The 19,144-nt window shown below is 67.4% G+C and carries 18 protein-coding genes; 7 read left to right on the forward strand and 11 right to left on the reverse strand.

The window, feature by feature from the left end; all coding sequences use genetic code 11:
* The 4 genes from greA to dapB form a co-directional block, all read right to left on the reverse strand.
* Entirely contained in the window at positions 1-477 is a 477-nt protein-coding gene (gene greA / locus RZA67_RS08945) for a transcription elongation factor GreA (protein ID WP_317212381.1), read from the reverse strand.
* Positions 474-3,716 carry a carbamoyl-phosphate synthase large subunit gene (gene carB / locus RZA67_RS08950; protein ID WP_317212382.1) on the reverse strand — a complete coding sequence of 1,081 codons (3,243 nt, stop codon included), beginning with the start codon at positions 3,714-3,716 and terminating at the stop codon, positions 474-476. Before carB ends, greA begins: the two co-directional genes overlap by 4 nt.
* A 125-nt stretch (positions 3,717-3,841) precedes the next feature.
* Complete coding sequence (gene carA / locus RZA67_RS08955) at positions 3,842-4,969, reverse strand: glutamine-hydrolyzing carbamoyl-phosphate synthase small subunit (RefSeq protein ID WP_317212383.1); 1,128 nt, start codon at positions 4,967-4,969, stop codon at positions 3,842-3,844.
* 229 nt (positions 4,970-5,198) lie between these two features.
* Complete coding sequence (gene dapB / locus RZA67_RS08960; protein ID WP_317212385.1) at positions 5,199-5,930, reverse strand: 4-hydroxy-tetrahydrodipicolinate reductase; 732 nt, start codon at positions 5,928-5,930, stop codon at positions 5,199-5,201.
* Positions 5,931-6,171: 241 nt separating this feature from the next.
* Here dapB and RZA67_RS08965 point away from each other — a divergent pair, with 241 nt between their 5' ends.
* Positions 6,172-6,798, forward strand: a complete 627-nt coding sequence (locus RZA67_RS08965) for a response regulator (RefSeq protein ID WP_317212387.1) — start codon at positions 6,172-6,174, stop codon at positions 6,796-6,798.
* Positions 6,799-6,921: 123 nt separating this feature from the next.
* Entirely contained in the window at positions 6,922-7,608 is a 687-nt protein-coding gene (locus RZA67_RS08970; protein ID WP_317212390.1) for a M23 family metallopeptidase, read from the forward strand.
* Positions 7,609-7,618: 10 nt separating this feature from the next.
* On the opposite strand, the gene RZA67_RS08975 is transcribed toward RZA67_RS08970, so the two are convergent.
* Genes RZA67_RS08975 through RZA67_RS08985 form a run of 3 tightly spaced genes read right to left on the reverse strand, consistent with a single transcriptional unit; the run spans position 7,619 to position 9,983 of the window.
* Positions 7,619-7,873, reverse strand: a complete 255-nt coding sequence (locus RZA67_RS08975) for a DUF6587 family protein (RefSeq protein ID WP_317212391.1) — start codon at positions 7,871-7,873, stop codon at positions 7,619-7,621.
* The gene (gene feoB, locus RZA67_RS08980; RefSeq protein WP_317212393.1) at positions 7,873-9,729 is read right to left on the reverse strand and encodes a ferrous iron transport protein B; all 1,857 of its coding nucleotides are present in this window, start codon (positions 9,727-9,729) and stop codon (positions 7,873-7,875) included. Before feoB ends, RZA67_RS08975 begins: the two co-directional genes overlap by 1 nt.
* On the reverse strand, positions 9,726-9,983 hold the full coding sequence (locus tag RZA67_RS08985; RefSeq protein ID WP_317212395.1) for a FeoA family protein: 258 nt from the start codon (positions 9,981-9,983) through the stop codon (positions 9,726-9,728). The genes feoB and RZA67_RS08985 overlap by 4 nt, the downstream gene beginning before the upstream one ends.
* A gap of 117 nt (positions 9,984-10,100) precedes the next feature.
* On the opposite strand from RZA67_RS08985, the gene RZA67_RS08990 reads away from it, so the two are divergent.
* The 4 genes from RZA67_RS08990 to yeiP all read left to right on the forward strand — a co-directional run bounded on the left by RZA67_RS08990 (position 10,101) and on the right by yeiP (position 13,474).
* Positions 10,101-10,883 carry an enoyl-CoA hydratase/isomerase family protein gene (locus RZA67_RS08990; protein WP_317212397.1) on the forward strand — a complete coding sequence of 261 codons (783 nt, stop codon included), beginning with the start codon at positions 10,101-10,103 and terminating at the stop codon, positions 10,881-10,883.
* A gap of 172 nt (positions 10,884-11,055) precedes the next feature.
* Positions 11,056-11,949: a hydroxymethylglutaryl-CoA lyase gene (locus RZA67_RS08995; RefSeq protein WP_317212399.1), complete on the forward strand. Its 894-nt coding sequence runs from the start codon at positions 11,056-11,058 to the stop codon at positions 11,947-11,949.
* A 137-nt stretch (positions 11,950-12,086) separates the two neighbouring features.
* Positions 12,087-12,857, forward strand: a complete 771-nt coding sequence (locus tag RZA67_RS09000) for an SDR family NAD(P)-dependent oxidoreductase (RefSeq protein ID WP_317212401.1) — start codon at positions 12,087-12,089, stop codon at positions 12,855-12,857.
* A 50-nt stretch (positions 12,858-12,907) separates the two neighbouring features.
* Positions 12,908-13,474 carry an elongation factor P-like protein YeiP gene (gene yeiP / locus RZA67_RS09005; RefSeq protein WP_317212403.1) on the forward strand — a complete coding sequence of 189 codons (567 nt, stop codon included), beginning with the start codon at positions 12,908-12,910 and terminating at the stop codon, positions 13,472-13,474.
* A 34-nt stretch (positions 13,475-13,508) separates the two neighbouring features.
* On the opposite strand, the gene RZA67_RS09010 is transcribed toward yeiP, so the two are convergent.
* The 4 genes from RZA67_RS09010 to RZA67_RS09025 form a co-directional block, all read right to left on the reverse strand.
* The gene (locus RZA67_RS09010) at positions 13,509-13,982 is read right to left on the reverse strand and encodes a hypothetical protein (RefSeq protein ID WP_317212405.1); all 474 of its coding nucleotides are present in this window, start codon (positions 13,980-13,982) and stop codon (positions 13,509-13,511) included.
* A 181-nt stretch (positions 13,983-14,163) separates the two neighbouring features.
* The gene (locus RZA67_RS09015; RefSeq protein WP_317212407.1) at positions 14,164-15,984 is read right to left on the reverse strand and encodes a DUF4105 domain-containing protein; all 1,821 of its coding nucleotides are present in this window, start codon (positions 15,982-15,984) and stop codon (positions 14,164-14,166) included.
* Positions 15,984-16,283 carry a DUF2388 domain-containing protein gene (locus tag RZA67_RS09020; RefSeq protein ID WP_317212408.1) on the reverse strand — a complete coding sequence of 100 codons (300 nt, stop codon included), beginning with the start codon at positions 16,281-16,283 and terminating at the stop codon, positions 15,984-15,986. Before RZA67_RS09020 ends, RZA67_RS09015 begins: the two co-directional genes overlap by 1 nt.
* A 62-nt stretch (positions 16,284-16,345) precedes the next feature.
* Positions 16,346-17,734, reverse strand: coding sequence for an FAD-binding oxidoreductase (locus RZA67_RS09025; RefSeq protein WP_317212409.1), 1,389 nt, complete (start codon positions 17,732-17,734; stop codon positions 16,346-16,348).
* Positions 17,735-17,898: 164 nt separating this feature from the next.
* On the opposite strand from RZA67_RS09025, the gene serA reads away from it, so the two are divergent.
* Positions 17,899-19,140, forward strand: coding sequence for a phosphoglycerate dehydrogenase (serA, locus tag RZA67_RS09030; RefSeq protein WP_317212410.1), 1,242 nt, complete (start codon positions 17,899-17,901; stop codon positions 19,138-19,140).
* The last annotated feature ends 4 nt before the right edge of the window (positions 19,141-19,144 follow it).

Here is a 19,144-nt window from a genome sequence, read left to right on the forward strand (position 1 = left end):
TCAGACGTCGTACTGGACGCTGACGATCTCGTACTCGCGCTGGCCGGCGGGTGCGTCGATCACGATCGAATCACCTTCCAGCTTGCCGATCATCGCCCGCGCGACTGGTGAGGAGATGGCGATCAGGCCGAGCTTGATGTCCGCCTCCAGGTCGCCAACGATCTGGTACTTCTTTTCCTCGTCGGTTTCCACGTCGGCCAGCGTCACGCTGGCACCGAACACCACCTTGGAGCCGGCATTGAGCTTGCTCACATCGATGATCTCGGCATGCGACAGCTCGCCTTCCAGCTGCTTGATGCGGCCCTCGATGAACCCCTGTTCCTCGCGCGCGGCGTGGTACTCGGCGTTCTCCTTCAGGTCGCCGTGCTCGCGCGCTTCGGCGATGGCGGCAATGACCTTGGGGCGCTTGACCGACTTCAGGTGGTCCAGCTCGTCGCGCAGGCGCTGTGCGCCCTTCATCGTGATGGGAGCTCTCATGCGTCCAATTCCTTGTGCAGTTCCTGCAGCGACCAGACCGGGCCGGTGCCACGGAATTCCAGCGACTGCACCAGCGCCTTGGCGCCGGCAATGGTGGTCGAATAAGTGACGCGGTGCTGCAACGCCTCGCGACGGATCGAGAACGAGTCATTGATCGCTGCACGGCCTTCGGTCGTGTTGACGATGTAGACGATCTCCCCGTTCTTGATCGAGTCGACAATGTGCGGACGACCTTCAACGACCTTGTTGACGATCTCGCAGTCCATGCCGTGCTGCTGCAGCCACGCAGCGGTGCCGCGGGTGGCGACCAGGCTGTAGCCGCGCTCCAGCAGCGCCTTGGCTACGGGCAGCACACGCTGCTTGTCCGGGTCACGCACCGATACGAAGGCCTTGCCCAGCGGCGGCGCCTTGATGCCGCCGGCTTCCTGCGCACGCGCGAAGGCAGCGCTGAAGCTGCGGCCCACGCCCATCACCTCGCCGGTGGAGCGCATCTCCGGCCCGAGGATCGGGTCCACGCCCTGGAACTTGGCGAACGGGAAGATCGCTTCCTTCACCGAGTAGTAGTCAGGCACGATCTCCCTGGTCGCGCCCTGCTCGGCCAGACTCTTGCCGGCCATGCAGCGTGCAGCGATCTTGGCCAGCGGCATGCCGGTGGCCTTGGAGACGAACGGCACCGTGCGCGAGGCACGCGGGTTCACTTCCAGCAGGTAGACGATGTCGTTGCCGTCTTCGCCCACCTGGATCGCGAACTGGGTGTTCATCAGGCCCACCACGTTCAGCGCCTTGGCCAGTTCGACCACCTGGCGCCGCAGTTCGGCCTGGGTTCCGGCAGAGAGCGAGTACGGTGGCAGCGAGCAGGAGGAGTCGCCGGAATGCACACCCGCCTCCTCGATGTGCTCCATCACGCCACCGATCAGCACGTTGCCGTGGGCATCGGCGATGATGTCCACATCGCACTCGACTGCGTTGTCGAGGAAGCGGTCCAGCAACACCGGTGAATCGTTGGACACCTTGACCGCGTCGCGCACGTAGCGGGCCAGGTCGGACTCGCCGTAGACGATTTCCATTGCCCGGCCGCCCAGCACGTAGCTCGGGCGCACCACCAGCGGATAGCCGATCTCACGGGCCAGCAGCAGGGCTTCCTGGTCATTGCGGGCGATGCGGTTCGGCGGCTGCTTCAGGCCCAGCTTTTCGACCAGCTGCTGGAAGCGCTCGCGGTCTTCGGCCAGGTCGATGGAGTCCGGACTGGTGCCGATCACCGGCACGCCGTTGGCCTCCAGCGCACGCGCCAGCTTCAGCGGGGTCTGGCCGCCGTACTGCACGATCACGCCCTTGGGCTGTTCCAGCTCGACGATCTCCAGCACGTCTTCCAGCGTCAGCGGCTCGAAGTACAGGCGGTCGGAGGTGTCGTAGTCGGTGGAGACCGTCTCCGGGTTGCAGTTGACCATGATGGTTTCGTAACCGTCCTCGCGCAGGGCAAGAGCGGCGTGCACGCAGCAGTAGTCGAACTCGATGCCCTGGCCGATCCGGTTCGGTCCGCCGCCGAGAATCATGATCTTGTCACGGTTGCTCGGCGCCGCCTCGCACTCGTCCTCGTAGGTCGAGTACAGGTACGCGGTGCCGGTGGCGAACTCGCCGGCGCACGAGTCGACGCGCTTGTACACCGGGCGCACCTTGTGCGCGCGGCGCAACGCACGGATGGCTGCTTCGTTGGTGCCGGTAAGCTGCGCCAGACGTGCATCGGAGAAGCCTGCACGCTTGAGCCGGCGCAGACGCGCGGCATCCAGCGCATCGATGCCTTCGGCCGCAACGCGGGTTTCAGCAGCGATGATCTCTTCGATCTGATCCAGGAACCAGGGGTCGATGAACGACAGTGCGAAGATGTCGGCCACGCTCATGCCGGCGCGGAATGCGTCGGCCACATAGAACAGGCGCTCCGGACCCGGCGCCTTGAGCTCGCGGCGCAGGGTCTGCAGGTCGTCTTCGCTGGCAAGGTCCAGGCCGGTCGGGTCAAAGCCGACCTTGCCGGTTTCCAGGCCGCGCAGCGCCTTCTGCATCGACTCCTGGAAGCTGCGGCCCATGGCCATCACTTCGCCCACCGACTTCATCTGGGTGGTCAGGCGCGCGTCGGCGGCGGGGAACTTCTCGAACGCAAAGCGCGGGATCTTGGTGACCACGTAGTCGATGGACGGCTCGAACGAGGCCGGGGTCAGCCCGCCGGTGATCTCGTTCTTCAGTTCGTCCAGGGTGTAGCCGACGGCGAGCTTCGCAGCCACCTTGGCGATCGGGAAACCGGTCGCCTTGGAGGCCAGCGCCGACGAGCGCGACACACGCGGATTCATCTCGATCACCACCACGCGACCGGTATCCGGGTTGATGCCGAACTGCACGTTCGAGCCGCCGGTATCCACGCCGATCTTGCGCAGCACGGCGATGGAGGCATCGCGCAGGCGCTGGTATTCCTTGTCGGTCAGGGTCTGGGCCGGGGCCACGGTAATCGAGTCACCGGTGTGCACGCCCATCGGGTCCAGGTTCTCGATGGAGCACACGATGATGCAGTTGTCCGCGGTGTCGCGGACCACTTCCATCTCGAATTCCTTCCAGCCCAGCACCGATTCTTCCACCAGCACCTCGGTGGTCGGCGACAGCTCAAGGCCACGGTTGACGATCTCGACCAGCTCTTCGCGGTTGTAGGCGATGCCACCACCGCTGCCGCCCAGGGTGAAGCTTGGGCGGATGATGGTCGGGTAACCCACACGGGTCTGGATCTCCAGCGCCTCATCCAGCGTGTGGGCAACCGCAGCCGACGGACATTCCAGGCCGATCTCGCTCATCGCCACGCGGAACAGTTCGCGGTCTTCGGCCATGCGGATGGCTTCGCGCTTGGCGCCGATCAGTTCGACGTTGTACTTCTCCAGCACCCCGTTGTCGGCCAGGTCCAGCGCGCAGTTCAGCGCGGTCTGGCCGCCCATGGTCGGCAGCAGCGCATCGGGCTTTTCCTTGGCGATGATCTTCTCGACCGTCTGCCAGTTGATCGGCTCGATGTAGACGGCGTCGGCCATCTCCGGGTCGGTCATGATGGTGGCCGGATTGCTGTTGACCAGCACCACGCGGTACCCCTCGTCGCGCAGCGCCTTGCAGGCCTGCGCGCCAGAGTAATCGAACTCACAGGCCTGGCCGATGACGATCGGGCCAGCACCGATGATGAGGATGGTTTTCAGGTCAGTGCGCTTGGGCATTGTCTTCTCTAGGTCAGTACAGCGTGTCTGGGGGACGTGATCGCACGCTGTCGATCAGGAAATGGCGTCTGGATGCTTGGTGATGCGGCAGCGGCGCCGCGCCGCGCACGGCGCCGGCTTGCGCATCAGGCCCTGGCCTCGGCCATCAGGGTCACGAATCGGTCAAACAGCGGGCCGACGTCGGTTGGACCCGGCGATGCTTCCGGATGGCCCTGGAACGAGAACGCCGGCACGTCGGTGCGGGCGATGCCTTGGTTGGTGTTGTCAAACAGCGAACGGTGGGTCACCCGCAGGCTGGCCGGCAGCGTCGCCTCATCCACCGCGAAGCCATGGTTCTGCGAGGTGATCATCACCCGGCCGCTGTCCAGGTCCTGCACCGGATGGTTCGCGCCGTGGTGGCCATGGCCCATCTTCAAGGTCTTCGCGCCCGAGGCCAGCGCCAGCAGCTGGTGCCCCAGGCAGATGCCGAACGTCGGCACACGCGCCTCAAGCACCTGCCTGATCGCCTCGATGGCGTAGTCGCAGGGCTCCGGATCACCGGGGCCGTTGGACAGGAACACACCGTCCGGCTTGAGCGCCAGAACTTCCGCTGCCGGGGTCTGGGCGGGCACCACGGTAACTGCGCAGCCGCGCTCGGCCAGCATGCGCAGGATGTTGGTCTTGACGCCGAAATCGTAGGCCACAACCTTGTACTGGGCCGGCACGCTGACAAACGCGTTGGCGTTCAGGTCCAGCTGCCCTTCACTCCAGCTGTAGGCGGTGTCGGTGCTGACCACCTTGGCCAGGTCCATGCCCTTGAGCCCAGGGAACGCCCGCGCCGCTTCCAGTGCCTTGTCCACGTCGATGTCGCCGGCCATCAGCGCGCCGTTCTGCGCGCCCTTCTCCCGCAGGATGCGGGTCAGCTTGCGGGTGTCGATGCCGGCGATGGCGACCACGCCCCGCTGCAGCAGCCAGTCCTGCAGGCTCAACTGGCTGCGCCAGCTGCTCGGACGGCGCGGGACGTCGCGCACGATCAGGCCCGCCGACCACACCTTGGACGCTTCGTTGTCCTGGTCGGTCATGCCGGTATTGCCGATATGCGGATAGGTCAGCGTGACCATCTGCCGGGCGTAGGACGGGTCGGTCAGCACTTCCTGGTAGCCGGTCATGGCGGTGTTGAACACCACTTCACCGACGGACAGGCCGGGCGCTCCTACGGATTCGCCCTCGAATACGGTGCCGTCTTCGAGGACGAGGATTGCGGCTTGGGTCACGGAAATCTCACTTTGGCTACCGAGGGGGCACCGAAGGTCACGCCTGAGCAACGGGTCAAAAACCGGTTGCAAAAAAGCGCGGACGTACGGTACTGGACCGGTCCGGCTGTCGTGTTTCGGCGAGTGCGAATTGTAAACGCATGCCGGGGCTGACGCCAGCGCCCGGCGGCGAATTCAGCGAACATTGCGCGGCAGACCGGCGCACAACGCCACCGGTCAAGGCGGCCGTTCAGCCTGCCGGGGCATCCAGCAGATCGCGCACGCGGTAGCTGCCTGGTGCCCGGCCCTGCAGCTGGCGGGCTGCGAACAGCGCGCCGCGGGCAAAGATGTCGCGGTTGGTGGCCCGGTGCACCAGTTCGATGCGCTCGCCCTGGCCGGTGAACTGCACCAGATGTTCGCCGATGATGTCGCCGGCCCGCAGGCTGGCGTAATGCGGCTGTGCACCGCCACGCGCAGCGGCCGCGCCCAGCGTCAGCGCCGTACCCGAGGGCGCGTCCTGCTTGCGGGTATGGTGCGATTCGACGATGTCGCAGTCCCAACCGGCCACAGCCTTGGCGGCCCGCTCGACCAGCTCATCCAGCACGGCCACGCCCAGGCTGAAATTGGACGCCCACACCAGCGGAACGGTCACCGCAGCCGCATCCAGGCGCTCACGCTGGAACTGGCTGATGCCAGTGGTGCCCGAGACCAGCGCGGCGCGGCGCTCCACACACAGCTGAACGATGGCATCGAAGCCCTCCGGCAGGCTGAAGTCGATGGCCACATCGAACGCGGGGGCGCCGGCCAGTTCGCTGGCGGCGAAAAACGCAATGCCATCGACCACGCGCTGCGCCGGCGCACGACCGGTCACGGCAGCGACCACCTTGAGATGGTCGGGATGGTCGGCGGCCAGTCGCAGCAGGGCCTGGCCCATGCGCCCGGAAGCGCCGTGAACAAGCAGTCGCAGAGGAGTCGGATTCATTGCTACAGGCTAGCGGCCACCGCCGCGATTGAACAGCACCCGGTGTGAACTGGCCAAACGGCAGCCGCGTAGCGCCGGGCTCTGCCCGGCGAGCGCGCAGCGCGGCTTCATCGCAATCTGTCCGAAGAGCAGCCGGGCAGAGCCCGGCTCTACGGCTGCGGTAGCCGCCGGCGGGTGCCAACACCCTCTTCACCCGACCGAGGGCCACACTGTGGCACCTGCCGACCGAACCGACTGCCCGATGCGCGTCCTGCTGGCCGACGATCATGCCACCGTGCTTGCCGGAATGGAGGCCCTGCTGCGGGGTGTACCGCGCCTGCAGATCGTCGGCAGTGCCCATACCACCGACCAGCTGCACGCCATGCTGGCGACCCGGCACTGCGACACGCTGGTGACCGATTACGCCATGCCGGGCGGCACCCACGGCGATGGGCTGTCGATGCTGCGTTTCCTGCGCCAGCGCCACCCGGCGCTGCGCATCGTGGTCCACACCATGCAGGAATCACCTGCCGTGCTGGCGCAGATCGTCCGCTGCGGGGTGCCCTGCGTCGTCAGCAAGGCCGACGCTGCCGGTCACCTGGCTGCGGCACTGGAGGCAGCGCGCGTCGACGGGCACTACCTTTCACCGGCCATCCAGCGCCTGCTGGCGACCGGCCACACGGCGCGCAACGCGCTCAGCCCCCGCGAAACCGAGGTGATCCGCCTTTATGTGTCCGGACTGCGGACCGATCAGATCGCCCAGCGGCTGCATCGCAGCAAGCAGACCATCAGCACGCAGAAGCGCAGTGCCATGCGCAAACTCGGCGTGGACCACGACGCCGCCCTGATCGGCGCGTGGGCAGGCCGTTGCGCGCAGTCCGGGGAGTAGGCCGGCGGCTCGTACCGATACGAAACGTTCTCGTACGGGTACGAAAAACCGCCCTCCGGGCCACCTTCCACCCTCCACCGGCGCCATCCTGCGCGGCCTCTTCCGCCGCCTGGTACCGCGCCGATGCCCCTGATCGTACGCCCTCGTCACGCCGCCGCCTGGCGGTGCCTCGCCCGCGCCATCCCCTCACTGCTTCTGACGGCCATCGGCAGTGCCGCAGCCCTTGCCTCGCCTGGTGCTGCCCTGCCCCTGGCCCTGCCCCCGTCAGTGCTGCAGCAGCCTGCGACCCGCCTGCTGGACGCCGTGCACGTGCGCCCGCTGATGGTCATCCCGGCGCCCCCGCAGAGCCCGGCATTCACGCTGCCGCTGAGCCTGACCTTCCGCGTCAGCAGCCCTTTTGGTGGACGCGTCCATCCCATCGCAGGCAAGCGCCATCAGCATACCGGCGCGGATCTGGCAGTACCGCGTGGCACCGAAGTGCAGGCCGTTGCCGCAGGCACCGTGAAACGGATCGTGCAGACCCGCGGCGGCTACGGACGGCTGGTCGTGGTCGCGCATGATGCCGGCTACACCAGCTGGTATGCGCACCTGGACCGCTTTGCCCCCGGGCTGGCCGTCGGCCAGCATGTACAACAGGGCACCCCGCTCGGTCAGGTAGGCAGTTCGGGGGCGGCCACCGGCCCGCACCTGCATCTGGAGATCCGTCTTCACGATGCGCCATTGGAGCCATTGGCGCTGTTGCGTCCCTCCGCCGTGCCAGCAGCGCCCGGCGCGGGCGGCAGCTGGCGCATGCAGGCCTCGCCGCCCTAGCCGACGCTGCCTAATGCTGCTTGGGCGCGCTGGGGCCGCAACTGTCGCAGCCCCCGCAGGCGCCGGCACTGCTGCCGGCCGGCGGTGCGATGCGCCGGCCCAGCGCCTGCATCCAGACCGGCCGGCCTGGCCGCACCAGCGCCAGTGCCAGCCCCCCGCGCAGGCGGCGCACGGTCCCAGGGAACTGCTTCTTCAGCACGACCCACAAGCTGAGCAGCGCCGCCAGCGCGATGACCAGATACTGCAGCACCAGGCCGGTTTCCATCAGCCGCCTCCCAGTGCCACGGTGACCTGGTAGGTGATCAGCGCGGCGATGTAGGCCGCAGCGAACAGGTAGACGGTGGCAAAGCCCATCTTGCTCCACGAGTTGGTCTCGCGCTTGATGGTGGCCAGCGTGGAGATGCACATCGGCGCATAGATGAACCAGACCAGCAGCGACAGACCGGTGGCCAGCGACCAGCCGTCACTGACCACCGGGGTCAACGCCTGGATCGCGGCATCATCGTCGGCGGCCGACAGCGCATAGATGGTGGCCAGCGAGGACACGGCCACCTCGCGTGCGCCCATGCCGGGAATCAGCGCGATGCAGATCTGCCAGTTGAAGCCCAGCGGGGCGAAGAACACGGCCATCGCGTGACCCAGCTGACCGGCGTAGCTGTAGTCGATGGCCGGCATCGTGGCATCGGCCGGGGCAGCCGGGAAACTCAGCAGCACCCACAGCAGCACGGTCAGCGCCAGGATGATGCCACCCACGCGCTTGAGGAAGATCATGCCACGCTCGTACAGACCCACCGCCAGATCGCGCGGGTGCGGGATGCGGTAGGAAGGCAGCTCCAGCATCAGCGGGTGTTCGCTCTTGTCGCGGCGCCACTTCTTCATCACCCACGACATCAGCAGCGCGCTGAGGATGCCAGCCACGTACAGGCCGAACAGCACCAGCCCCTGCTGGTTGAAGATGCCGACCTTGCCCTCGGGAATGAAGGCGCCGATCAGCAGTGCGTACACCGGCAGCCGCGCCGAACAGGTCATCAGCGGTGCCACCAGAATGGTGGCCAGGCGGTCACGCGGGTCCTGGATGCTGCGCGTGGCCATGATGCCGGGCACCGCGCAGGCAAAGCTGGACAGCAGCGGGATGAACGAGCGGCCGGACAGGCCGGCCGAGGCCATCATCCGGTCGAGCAGAAACGCCGCGCGCGGCAGGTAACCGGACTCTTCCAGTGCCAGGATGAAGGCGAACAGGATCAGGATCTGGGGCAGGAACACCACCACGCCACCGACACCGGCAATGATGCCGTCGGTCAGCAGGCTGCTCAGCGGACCTTCCGGCAGGGTGGTGCCGACCACCTCGCCGAGCCAGCCAAAGCCGCCCTCGATACCGTCCATCAGCGGCGTCGCCCAGGCGAACACCGCCTGGAAGATCAGGAACATCACCACCACCAGCGCCATCAACCCGAATACCGGGTGCAGCAGCCAGCGGTCGAGCACATCGTCGACCCTGGAGGTGCGGGTCGGCATGCTGACGGCGCTGGCCAGGATGTCGCGGACCTGGGCGTGATAGTCGTCACCGCCAGCGGTTGCCTGCACGGGTGCATCCAGATGCGGCACCATCGCATCGAGGCGCTGCACCAGCGCCTGTGCGCCATGGCGCCGTACCGCCACGGTCTCCACCACCGGCACGCCCAACGCCTTTTCCAGTGCGGGCACATCGACGGTGATGCCGCGACGCTGGGCGGCGTCGACCATGTTCAGTGCCACGATCATCGGCTTGCCCAGCTCCCGCAACTCCAACGCGAAGCGCAGATGCAGGCGCAGGTTGGTGGCATCGATCACACACAGCAGCACGTCCGGCGCCGCTTCGCCGGGGTAGAAGCCCCGGCACAGATCGCGGGTGATCGCCTCATCCAGGCTGGCCGGCTGCAGGCTGTATGCGCCCGGCAGGTCGAGCACGGCGAATTCGCGGCCGGACGGCGCACGCAGGCGGCCTTCCTTGCGCTCCACCGTCACGCCGGTGTAGTTGGCCACCTTCTGGCGGCTGCCGGTGAGCTGGTTGAACAGTGCGGTCTTGCCACTGTTCGGGTTGCCGACCAGCGCAACCCGCAGCGGCGCTGCCACCGCGCTCACGCGTGACCTCCCGCGTGCTTGTCCGGCTGCACCTGCACGCGCGCGGCTTCGCTGCGACGCAGCGCAAAACGGGTGAAGCCGATCTGCACGAGCAGCGGCTCACCACCGACCGGGCCACGGGCGACCATGCGCACCGGCTCGCCGTTGACGAAGCCCAGTTCCCTGAGGCGGCGGGCAATGGCGTCGTTGGCGTGCAGCTCGAGCACGGCATCAACCACGGCGGAAGCTTGCATCGGCAGATCGGACAACGTCACCAGCGCCTTCTCGTGTACTTAAGAATGGTTCTCGATTGTATCACCGCCGCAACGCGTCATGTCCCATGACCGATGGGCCGCTATGATCCATACAGCCAACCGCACCACGATGGACCCATGAGCAACGCACTGGAACAGCACCGCCACGGCAGCACCCTCACCCTGTGGCTGAACCGCCCCGAACTGCACAACGCCTTTGACGACAGCCTGATTGGCGAACTGACCGCGGCGCTGGCCGACGCCGCTGCCGATCCCGAGGTGCGCGTGGTGGTGCTCGCCGGCCATGGCGCCTCGTTTTCCGCCGGTGCCGACCTGAACTGGATGCGGGGCATGGCCGCGCTCAGTGAAAGCGAAAACCGCCAGGACGCGCTGGCGCTGGCCCGGCTGATGCGCACGCTGGACGAGCTGCCCAAGCCCACGATCGCGCGGGTCCACGGGGCAGCCTTTGGCGGCGGCGTCGGCCTGGTGGCGTGCTGTGACATCGCCATCGCCAGCGAGCAGGCGCGGTTCGGTCTGACCGAGAGCCGGCTGGGGCTGCTGCCAGCGGTCATTTCGCCTTACGTGGTGGCTGCCATCGGGCCGCGCCAAGCACGCCGCTGGTTTGCCACCGCCGAGCAGTTCGACGCCGCCACTGCCGGGCAGATCGGTCTGGTGCACCAGGTGGTACCTGCCGACCAGCTCGATGCAGCCGTTGCCCGGCAGCTCGAGCTGCTGGGCAAAGCCGGTCCGCTTGCCGCCGCCAGCGCCAAACAACTGGTGCGCGAAGTGGCCGCCATTGCCGACCGTGACGCGCTGGATGAAGCCAATGCGCGGCTGATCGCCCGTCTCAGGGTGTCGGCCGAGGGTCAGGAAGGCCTGGGTGCGTTTCTCGACAAGCGCGCGCCACGCTGGCAGACCTGACCGGTCGGCGCTCGAGCCCACCGGTTCAAGGGCCACCACTGGCACATGCTGCGGGTGCTGGACGCACATCCCGCCTTCCCCTCCTTCCTTACCGCACCGAGACCCGCCGTGATCACGTACTGCCCGCCCATCTCCATCACCGTTGCCTGCCACACCCCACCGGGCCACGCCGATGTCTGATTTCGTCCGTATCGTCGAGGTCGGCCCGCGCGACGGCCTGCAGAACGAAAAGCAGCCGGTGTCCACCGCCGACAAGATCGCCCTGATCGACCGCCTGTCAGCCACGGGCCTGCGCAGCATCGAAGCGACCAGCTTTGTCAGCCCGCGCTGGGTGCCCCAACTCGCCGATGCCGCCGATGTCCTGGCCGGCATCACCCGCCAGCCCGACATCGCCTATCCGGTGCTGGTACCCAACCTGCAGGGGTACCAGCGCGCCCGCGCAGCCGGTGCCGACGAAGTGGCGGTGTTCACCGCCGCCTCGGAAACCTTCAACCGTACCAACACCAATGCGGGCATCGACGAATCACTGGCGCGCTTCGAACCGATCCTGGCCCTTGCCGCTGCCGACGGCGTGCGCGTGCGTGGTTACGTGTCCACGGTGCTGGGGTGCCCCTACCAGGGGCAGGTCCCGCTGGCCGACGTGGTGCGCGTGGCCAGCGCCCTGCGCCAGATGGGCTGCTACGAAATCTCGCTCGGCGACACCATTGGCGTTGGCACGCCGCGCAAGGCACGTCAGATGCTCGAGGCGGTTGCCGCCGAGGTGCCGATGCACGCCTTGGCCGTGCATTTCCATGACACCTACGGCCAGGCCGTGGCCAACATCGCTGCGTGCCTGGATGCCGGCGTCCGCGTGGTGGACAGCGCCGTGTCAGGCGCCGGGGGATGTCCGTATGCCAAGGGCGCCAGCGGCAACGTGGCCAGCGAAGACGTGGTCTACCTGCTGCAGGGCCTGGGCCTGGACTGCGGCGTGGCCCTGCAGCCGCTGGCAGAAACCGGCCGCTGGCTCGCAGGCCTGCTGGGCCGGAACACCGGCAGCCGCACCGGACAGGCGCTGGTAGCCTCCTGAGCAACAAGGTGCTGCGCCACCGGCCGAAGCTCGCCATGAGACGCGGCGCAGTTCCTCGCACGATGGAAGCACTGCACAACGGTTCCAGCGTCGGCTTCCGCTAGAATCGCCGGTTCTCGAACCCGCAGGATCGTACGATGCAGCTGTCTTCTGTCCGCGCCGTCATCACCGGTGGCGTTTCCGGCCTCGGGCTGGCCGTGGCCCAGCACCTGGTCGCCCATGGCGGCAAAGTCGCCCTGTTCGACCTCAACGACGAGAAGGGGGCGGCAGCCGTTGCCGGCCTCGGCGCTGGGAACGCGCGTTACTACACCGTCAACGTCAGCGACGAAGCGGCCGTGGACGCGGCCATGGCGCAGGCGCACCAATTCCTGGGCGGGCTCAACCTGGCGATGAACTGTGCCGGCATCCTCGGCGCCGGTCGCGTGCTGGGCAAGACCGGGCCGATGCCGCTGGCTGCGTTCCAGAGCACGGTAATGGTCAACCTGGTCGGCAGCTTCAATGTCGCCAAGGCCGCAGCGAACCTGATGCAGCACAACGCCCCCGGCGATGACGGCGAACGCGGCGTCATCATCAACACGGCCAGCATTGCCGCCTACGAAGGGCAGATCGGCCAGGCCGCCTATGCAGCCAGCAAGGGGGGCGTGGTCTCGATGACGCTGCCGATGGCCCGCGAACTCTCGCGGTTCGGCATCCGGGTCAATACCATTGCCCCGGGCGTATTCTGGACCCCGATGGTCGATGGCATGCCCGAAGAGGTGCAGCAGTCACTGGCCGCGTCGATTCCGTTCCCCTCGCGGTTGGGCAGGCCGGAAGATTTTGCCGGTCTTGTCGGCTTCATCCTCGGCAACACCTACCTCAATGGCGAGACCATCCGCCTGGACGGCGCAACCCGGCTGGCTCCGAAGTGAATCCCCCGGGCACCGGGACGGTGCCCTCCCCCTACTGACACACACATCACATGAAAGCCAACGACATCAAGAAGGGCAACGTCGTCGAGTACAACAACGGCGTCTACCAGATCCGCGACATCGAGCGCAGCTCGCCGCAGGGTCGCGGCGGCAACGTGCGCTTCCGCTTCATCATGTACAGCGTGCCGGGCGGCAACAAGCTCGACGCCAGCTTCGATGCCGACGACAACCTGGTGGAGGTCGAGCTGCTGCGCCGCCAGTCCACCTATTCGTACAAGGACGGTGACGCGTTCGTGTTCCTCGACGACGAGGACTACACCCCCTATACGCTGGACGCCGACGTCATCGGCGACGATGCCGGCTACATCACCGACGGCCTGACCGGCATCTACGTGCAGGTCATCGACGAGATGCCCGTGGCGATCCAGCTGCCCGCCTCGGTGGTGCTGGAAGTGGTGGAGACCCCGCCGGAACTCAAAGGCGGCACGGCCACCAAGCGGCCGAAGCCGGCCAAGCTCAACACCGGCATCGAGATCATGGTGCCGGAGTACATCGTCAACGGTGAGCGCGTGCTGGTGAACACCAGCACCGGCGAGTTCGCCGGCCGCGCGGACTGACCGGAACGCCGGCGTGCCGGCTGCGGCCGGCACGCTATGCTGTGCTTGTGCGGTGTCGGGGCTTCAGATCGTTGCCGCACCCATGCAGCTGGCGTGTGCCAACCGTCAGCATCACCTTGGCATCGAACGACTGCCCACTCATGTCGTCCTGGCACGGCACCCGCTGAACGACCAGCCGGATCGGCGTGCCATCGGCGGCACTGCCCGCCCAGCCATCGGCACCCTCGCTGGGCGCGGCGACCTCGTAATGCGTCTGGCCGTAGTCCACTTCCACCCGCATGCCGGAGCTGGCTTCGCCGACCTCGGCCATCCACCCCGGCTCGTTGCCCATGGCACGGAACACGATCGTGCCCATCGGTGCCGGCACGGCACCGGACCCGGCCGGCGGGGCGCTCGCAGCAGAAACCTCCGCCGTGTCAGCCGGCATGGCCACCGGCGGACGGTCCTGCTGGCATGCCGCCAGCGCAATGCAGGCCAGCAGCGCAGTTGCAACACTATACGTTCGCATCAGTCTCATCCTCCATCCTGAGTGCTCTGCCCAGCCTAACAGAGCGACCTGAACAGGCTGCGTGGACGCACGGCCGGCGCGCCTCCCGCTTTCGTAGCGCCGGGCTCTGCCCGGCGAGCGCGAAGCGCGGCTTGCCACCGCGCCCTGACCGAAGACCTGCCGACCGTGGAGGCGGCGCTACCTACCGCGCTCTGTCCGAAGAGCCGCCGACCGTGGGGTCGGCGCTACCGCGGGCCAGGGCGCGCAGGTGCTCAGCGAGGGTCGCCAGGTTCTGCTCGATCTGCTCCAGCTCGGCCTGCTCGCGATGTGGCAACGACCGCTGCAGCTGCGTGCGCAGTTCCCGCCAGGCCTGTGGCGCCTGCGCGTCTGCTGCCTCAAGAACGGGCTGCAGCGCGGCCAGTTCGTCGGCCTGTGGCAGGCCATAGCCGCCGGCCGGCAGCAGCCCGGCGGGCTGCAGCCACTGACCAGCCTGCTGGAGCAACGCCTGCAGAGCCGCTGCTTCCTGCGGCTGCTGCCCGCGCACGAGCAGCCGCTTGAGCTGCTCGCGCGCCTGCATTTCCGCTCGACGCAGCGCCGCCTGTTCCAACAGCAGCAGCCCGGCGGTGCTGCGCAGGTCACCTCGGGTCAACCAGCGTGCGCGCACCGACGCGTCCAGCGCGAGCCAGTCCCGCGCGCGGGCGGCAGGCAACGGCAACTGCGCACGTGCCGCAGCGAACAGCGCGTCGAAATGCGCATCCGCCGCGGGGAAGTAGTATCCATCGCGCTCGGCGCTGCGAAGGTCTTCGAGCACGGTTTCATCCAGCATGCCCGCCTTGCGCAGCCGTTTGCGGACTCCGGCAGGCGTCAGCCGCCCGACTCCGGCCTGCTGCAGCGCCGGCACACCGGCACGCAGCAGCTTGGCGGTCTCCACCGCACAGTTGTTGCTCACAAAATAATAGCGGCCATCGTAGGCCCAGTTGCGCTGCGCCGCTTGTTCCAGCAGCGCGCGGATCTGCGCGCGCTCCAGCCGCAGCGGCAAAGAGGCGAGCCCGCGCAGCTCCACCTGGGTGTACTCGTCAATGACCTGCTGCAGCGGCAGCACGAACAGGCGCGACGGGTAACCTCCGGTCAGACCACGCCAGCTGGAAAGCTGAACATCACCAACGAACGCGCGGAAGGACAACACGCGGTGCTGGTCCAGATCCAGCCGGCAGTCCGGCCCAAGCGGCCGCCCCCGCCGACAGATCACCAGCCGCAGCATGCTGTGGCCCCAGCGGCTCATCGCCTGGCGTCCCTGTTCGGCATGCAGGTAATCCACGGCGTAGACCCGTGACGGGTCAAGGTCGAGCAGCTCGACCTGGCCTTCGACCGTACCTGCTGCAAGCAGTGGCACATGATCGCTGCAGGCCGCGGACGCCTGCGGCAGCGTGCCCCAGTGCGCGTCGAACCACGCCGCCAAGGCTGGACGACGGCAGGCGTAATCGGGATCAAGCAGCCAATGCTCGGCGTTGACCGCCAGGAACTCGGCCGGGCTGTGCAGCTCGTACAGGTCCGGGCTGCGCTGGCGCATCCCATTGCTGGTTCGCCCAAGACGCCATGGGCGCTGCTGCCACCCTGCCAGCTCACGCAGCCGCGCCTGCCGCGACCAGCCGCCGTGCGGACCGCGGTCGGCAAGATGCACAAGCTCGTGCAGCAGGGCCGCCTGCAACTGCTCTGGCGGCAGCGCCGGATCAGCCAGCGCCGGCCCCAGGGTGATCCCCTCGCCGTGCGCGCGGCCCGCCACGTGCTCCGGCAGCGTATCGCTCCATCGTATGCGCACCCGCGCCGGTATTGCCTGCCCCAGACCGCCCGGCAGGTGATCGGAAAGCCACTGCCCCGCCTGCTGCACGCGCCGCGACGCCGCCGCATCCGTGGGGTGTGGCTGGATCTGAAGCTCGAATGCTGGCACGGGCGCGGCGATCGCCAGTACCGGGAGCGCGGCCAGCAGCACCGCCGCACGCCGCGCCCGGCGCAGCACAGACATCAACGTGCCAGCAGCGCCTTGGCCAGCTGCAGGTCGCTCGCGTTGCGGGCCTCGACGTCGCTCTGCCGCAACTGCACCAGTGCGGCCTGCAGTCGCGCGCCGCGGATCTGGCCATCGCTGGCCACGAACGCCGCCGCATCGTCGCGCGCCTGCAGCAGCACCTTGTCATCGCCGGAGCTGCTGCCCGACGACGCCGAGGACGCCCCGGAGGCCGAGCCGGCCGAGGTCCCGGCAAAGCTGGAGGCAAAACTGGTCATCGGCAGCGCCACCAGGGCGAGCAGCAACAGCGAACGGGTCATCGGCGGCATCCAGCATGTGTAGGTGGCGTCAAGAGTAGCCGGATGCCGGGTCCGATGTCGCGCTATGGATCGAACAGCTTGTCCGGATTCAGCCGCCCGTCGGGATCGAACGCCTGCTTGACCGCCTTCATCAAGGCGATCTCGGCAGCGCCGCGGGTGCTGTCCAGGTAGCCCTTCTTGACCAGGCCGATGCCGTGCTCGGCGGAGATGCTGCCATCGAACTCGGCCAGCACCTGCGCCAGCAGGCGGGTGACCTGTTCGCATTGGCTGACGAACTCGGCCGAGGTAGTGTCGGCGGGCTTGAGGATGTTGATGTGCAGGTTGCCGTCGCCGATATGCCCGAACCAGACCACCTCGAAGTGCGGGTACGCCTGCCGCAGCAGCGACTGGGTGCGCTCAAGGAACGCGGGCATGGCCGAGATGCGCACCGAAACATCATTTTTGTACGGGGTATGCGGTGCCAGCGCCTCGGTGATGCCTTCGCGCAGCCGCCAGAGCTGGGCGGCCTGTGCATCACTGGCGCTGATCACCCCATCGACCACCCAGCCATGGGTCATGCAGTCCTCGAAGGCTGCCATGGCCGCCGCTTCCTGCGCCTCATCGCCGGCGGCGAATTCGGTCACCACATAGTAGGGGTGCACCTGCTCAAACGGCGGCTGCGCGCCGTGGGCCAGCACATGCGCCAGCGCCCGCTCGGTGAAGAACTCGAAGGCCTGCAGCTGCAGCCGCGCGCGGAAGGCGGCAAACACCTGCATCAGCACCTCGAAGCTCGGCAACGCCAGCAGCATCACGTTGCTCGCAGGGGGCGGGTCGGTAAGCCGCACCGTGGCTTCCACCACCACACCCAGCGTGCCCTCCGAGCCGATCATCAGCTGACGGAAGTCATACCCGCTGGAGTTCTTGATCAGGCCCTTGTTCAGTTCAAGCAGTTCGCCGCTGGCGGTGACCACCTTCAGGCCGGCGACCCACTCGCGGGTATTGCCATACCGGATCACCCGGATACCGCCGGCATTGGTGGCGATGTTGCCGCCAATCGTGCACGAGCCCCGCGCGGCAAAGTCCACCGGGTAGATCAACCCATGTTCGCGCGCGGCATTGTGCAGCGCCTCCAGCGGCATGCCCGCCTGCACCACCATCGTCCGGTCAACCGCATCATAGGCGACCGCCTTGTTCATGCGTTCCAGACTGAGCACCAATTCGCCATTGGCCGCAACTGCGCCGCCAGACAGACCCGTGCGCCCGCCTGAGGGCACCACCGCCACTGCGTGCTCGGCACTCCATCGCATTACGGCCTGCACCTGTTCCACCGTGGACGGCAGGGCGACGGCCAGCGGCGCCGGCGTCCAACGCCGCGTCCAGTCGCGCCCGTAATGCTCCAGGTCGGCCGGGTCGGTCTTCAGCCGCAGGTCCGGGCAGGCCTGGTGCAGCGAAGCGAGGCGGGAATCGGTCATGGCAATCCAGCACGATGCGTGAAGAACTGGCAAGGGTGACAGCGCCGCTGCGAGGCGTCCAGCCCTGACGCCGATGGCTGCAGATGCAACCATTTGCGCAGTGCACCATCGGCCGCACCTTCTGGCATAGTGGGCAGCTTCTGTCCTACTGGCCGTGCCGTCCCATGTCGCCGAAGAAGACCTCCTACCCCAAGCAGGATATCCGCGTGCTGTTGCTGGAGGGGGTCAGCCAGACCGCCGTGGACGTGTTCACCGCCGCCGGTTACAGCCAGATAGAACTGCACACCACGGCGCTGCCCGAGGACCAGCTCAAGGAGCGCATCGCCGAGGCCCACATCGTCGGCATCCGCTCGCGCAGCCAGCTCTCAGCCGATGTGCTGGCCGAGGCCAAGCGGCTGATCGCAGTGGGCTGCTTCTGCATCGGCACCAACCAGGTCGACCTGGACGCGGCTGAGCTGGCCGGCATTCCGGTCTTCAATGCGCCCTACTCCAACACTCGCAGCGTGGCCGAGCTGGTCATCGCCGAAGCGATCATGCTCACCCGTGGCATCCCGCAGAAGAATGCGCAATGCCATCGCGGCGGCTGGTCCAAGTCTGCCGCCGGCAGCCATGAAGTGCGTGGCAAGACGTTGGGCATCATCGGCTACGGTCATATCGGCACGCAGGTCGGCGTACTGGCCGAGGCGCTGGGCCTGCAGGTGATCTTCCATGATGTGGAGACCAAGCTGGCACTGGGCAATGCGCGTGCCGCGGCAAGCCTGGACGACCTGCTCGCACGGGCCGACATCGTGACCCTGCACGTGCCGGAAACCGCGTCCACCCAATGGATGATCGGGGCGACCGAGCTGGCGAAGATGCGCCGTGGCGCGCACCTGATCAACGCCGCCCGGGGCACCGTGGTCGACATCGATGCACTGGACGCGGCTCTGACGTCGGGCCACATCGGTGGCGCGGCACTGGATGTGTTCCCGATCGAGCCCAAGGGCAATGGCGATGTGTTCAGCTCACCGCTGATCCAGCACGACAACGTGATTCTCACCCCGCATGTGGGTGGCAGCACGCTGGAAGCCCAGGACAACATCGGCGTCGAAGTGGCGGCCAAGCTGGTGCGCTACAGCGACAACGGCAGCACGCTCTCGGCGGTGAATTTCCCGGAGGTCACCCTGCCCGAGCACGATGGCAGCCTGCGGCTGCTGCATATCCACCGCAACGTGCCCGGCGTGCTGTCCAAGGTCAATGAGATCTTCTCGCGGCACAACGTCAACATCGACGGCCAGTTCCTGCGGACCGACCCCAAAGTGGGTTACGTGGTGATCGACATCACCGCCAGTGAGGCACAGGCATCGGCGGTGCGCGAAGAACTGGCCGCCATCGAAGGCACGCTGCGTACGCGCGTGCTGTACTGACGCA

It is taken from the genome of Stenotrophomonas sp. C3(2023), assembly GCF_032911385.1.
Classification (GTDB): Bacteria; Pseudomonadota; Gammaproteobacteria; order Xanthomonadales; family Xanthomonadaceae; genus Stenotrophomonas.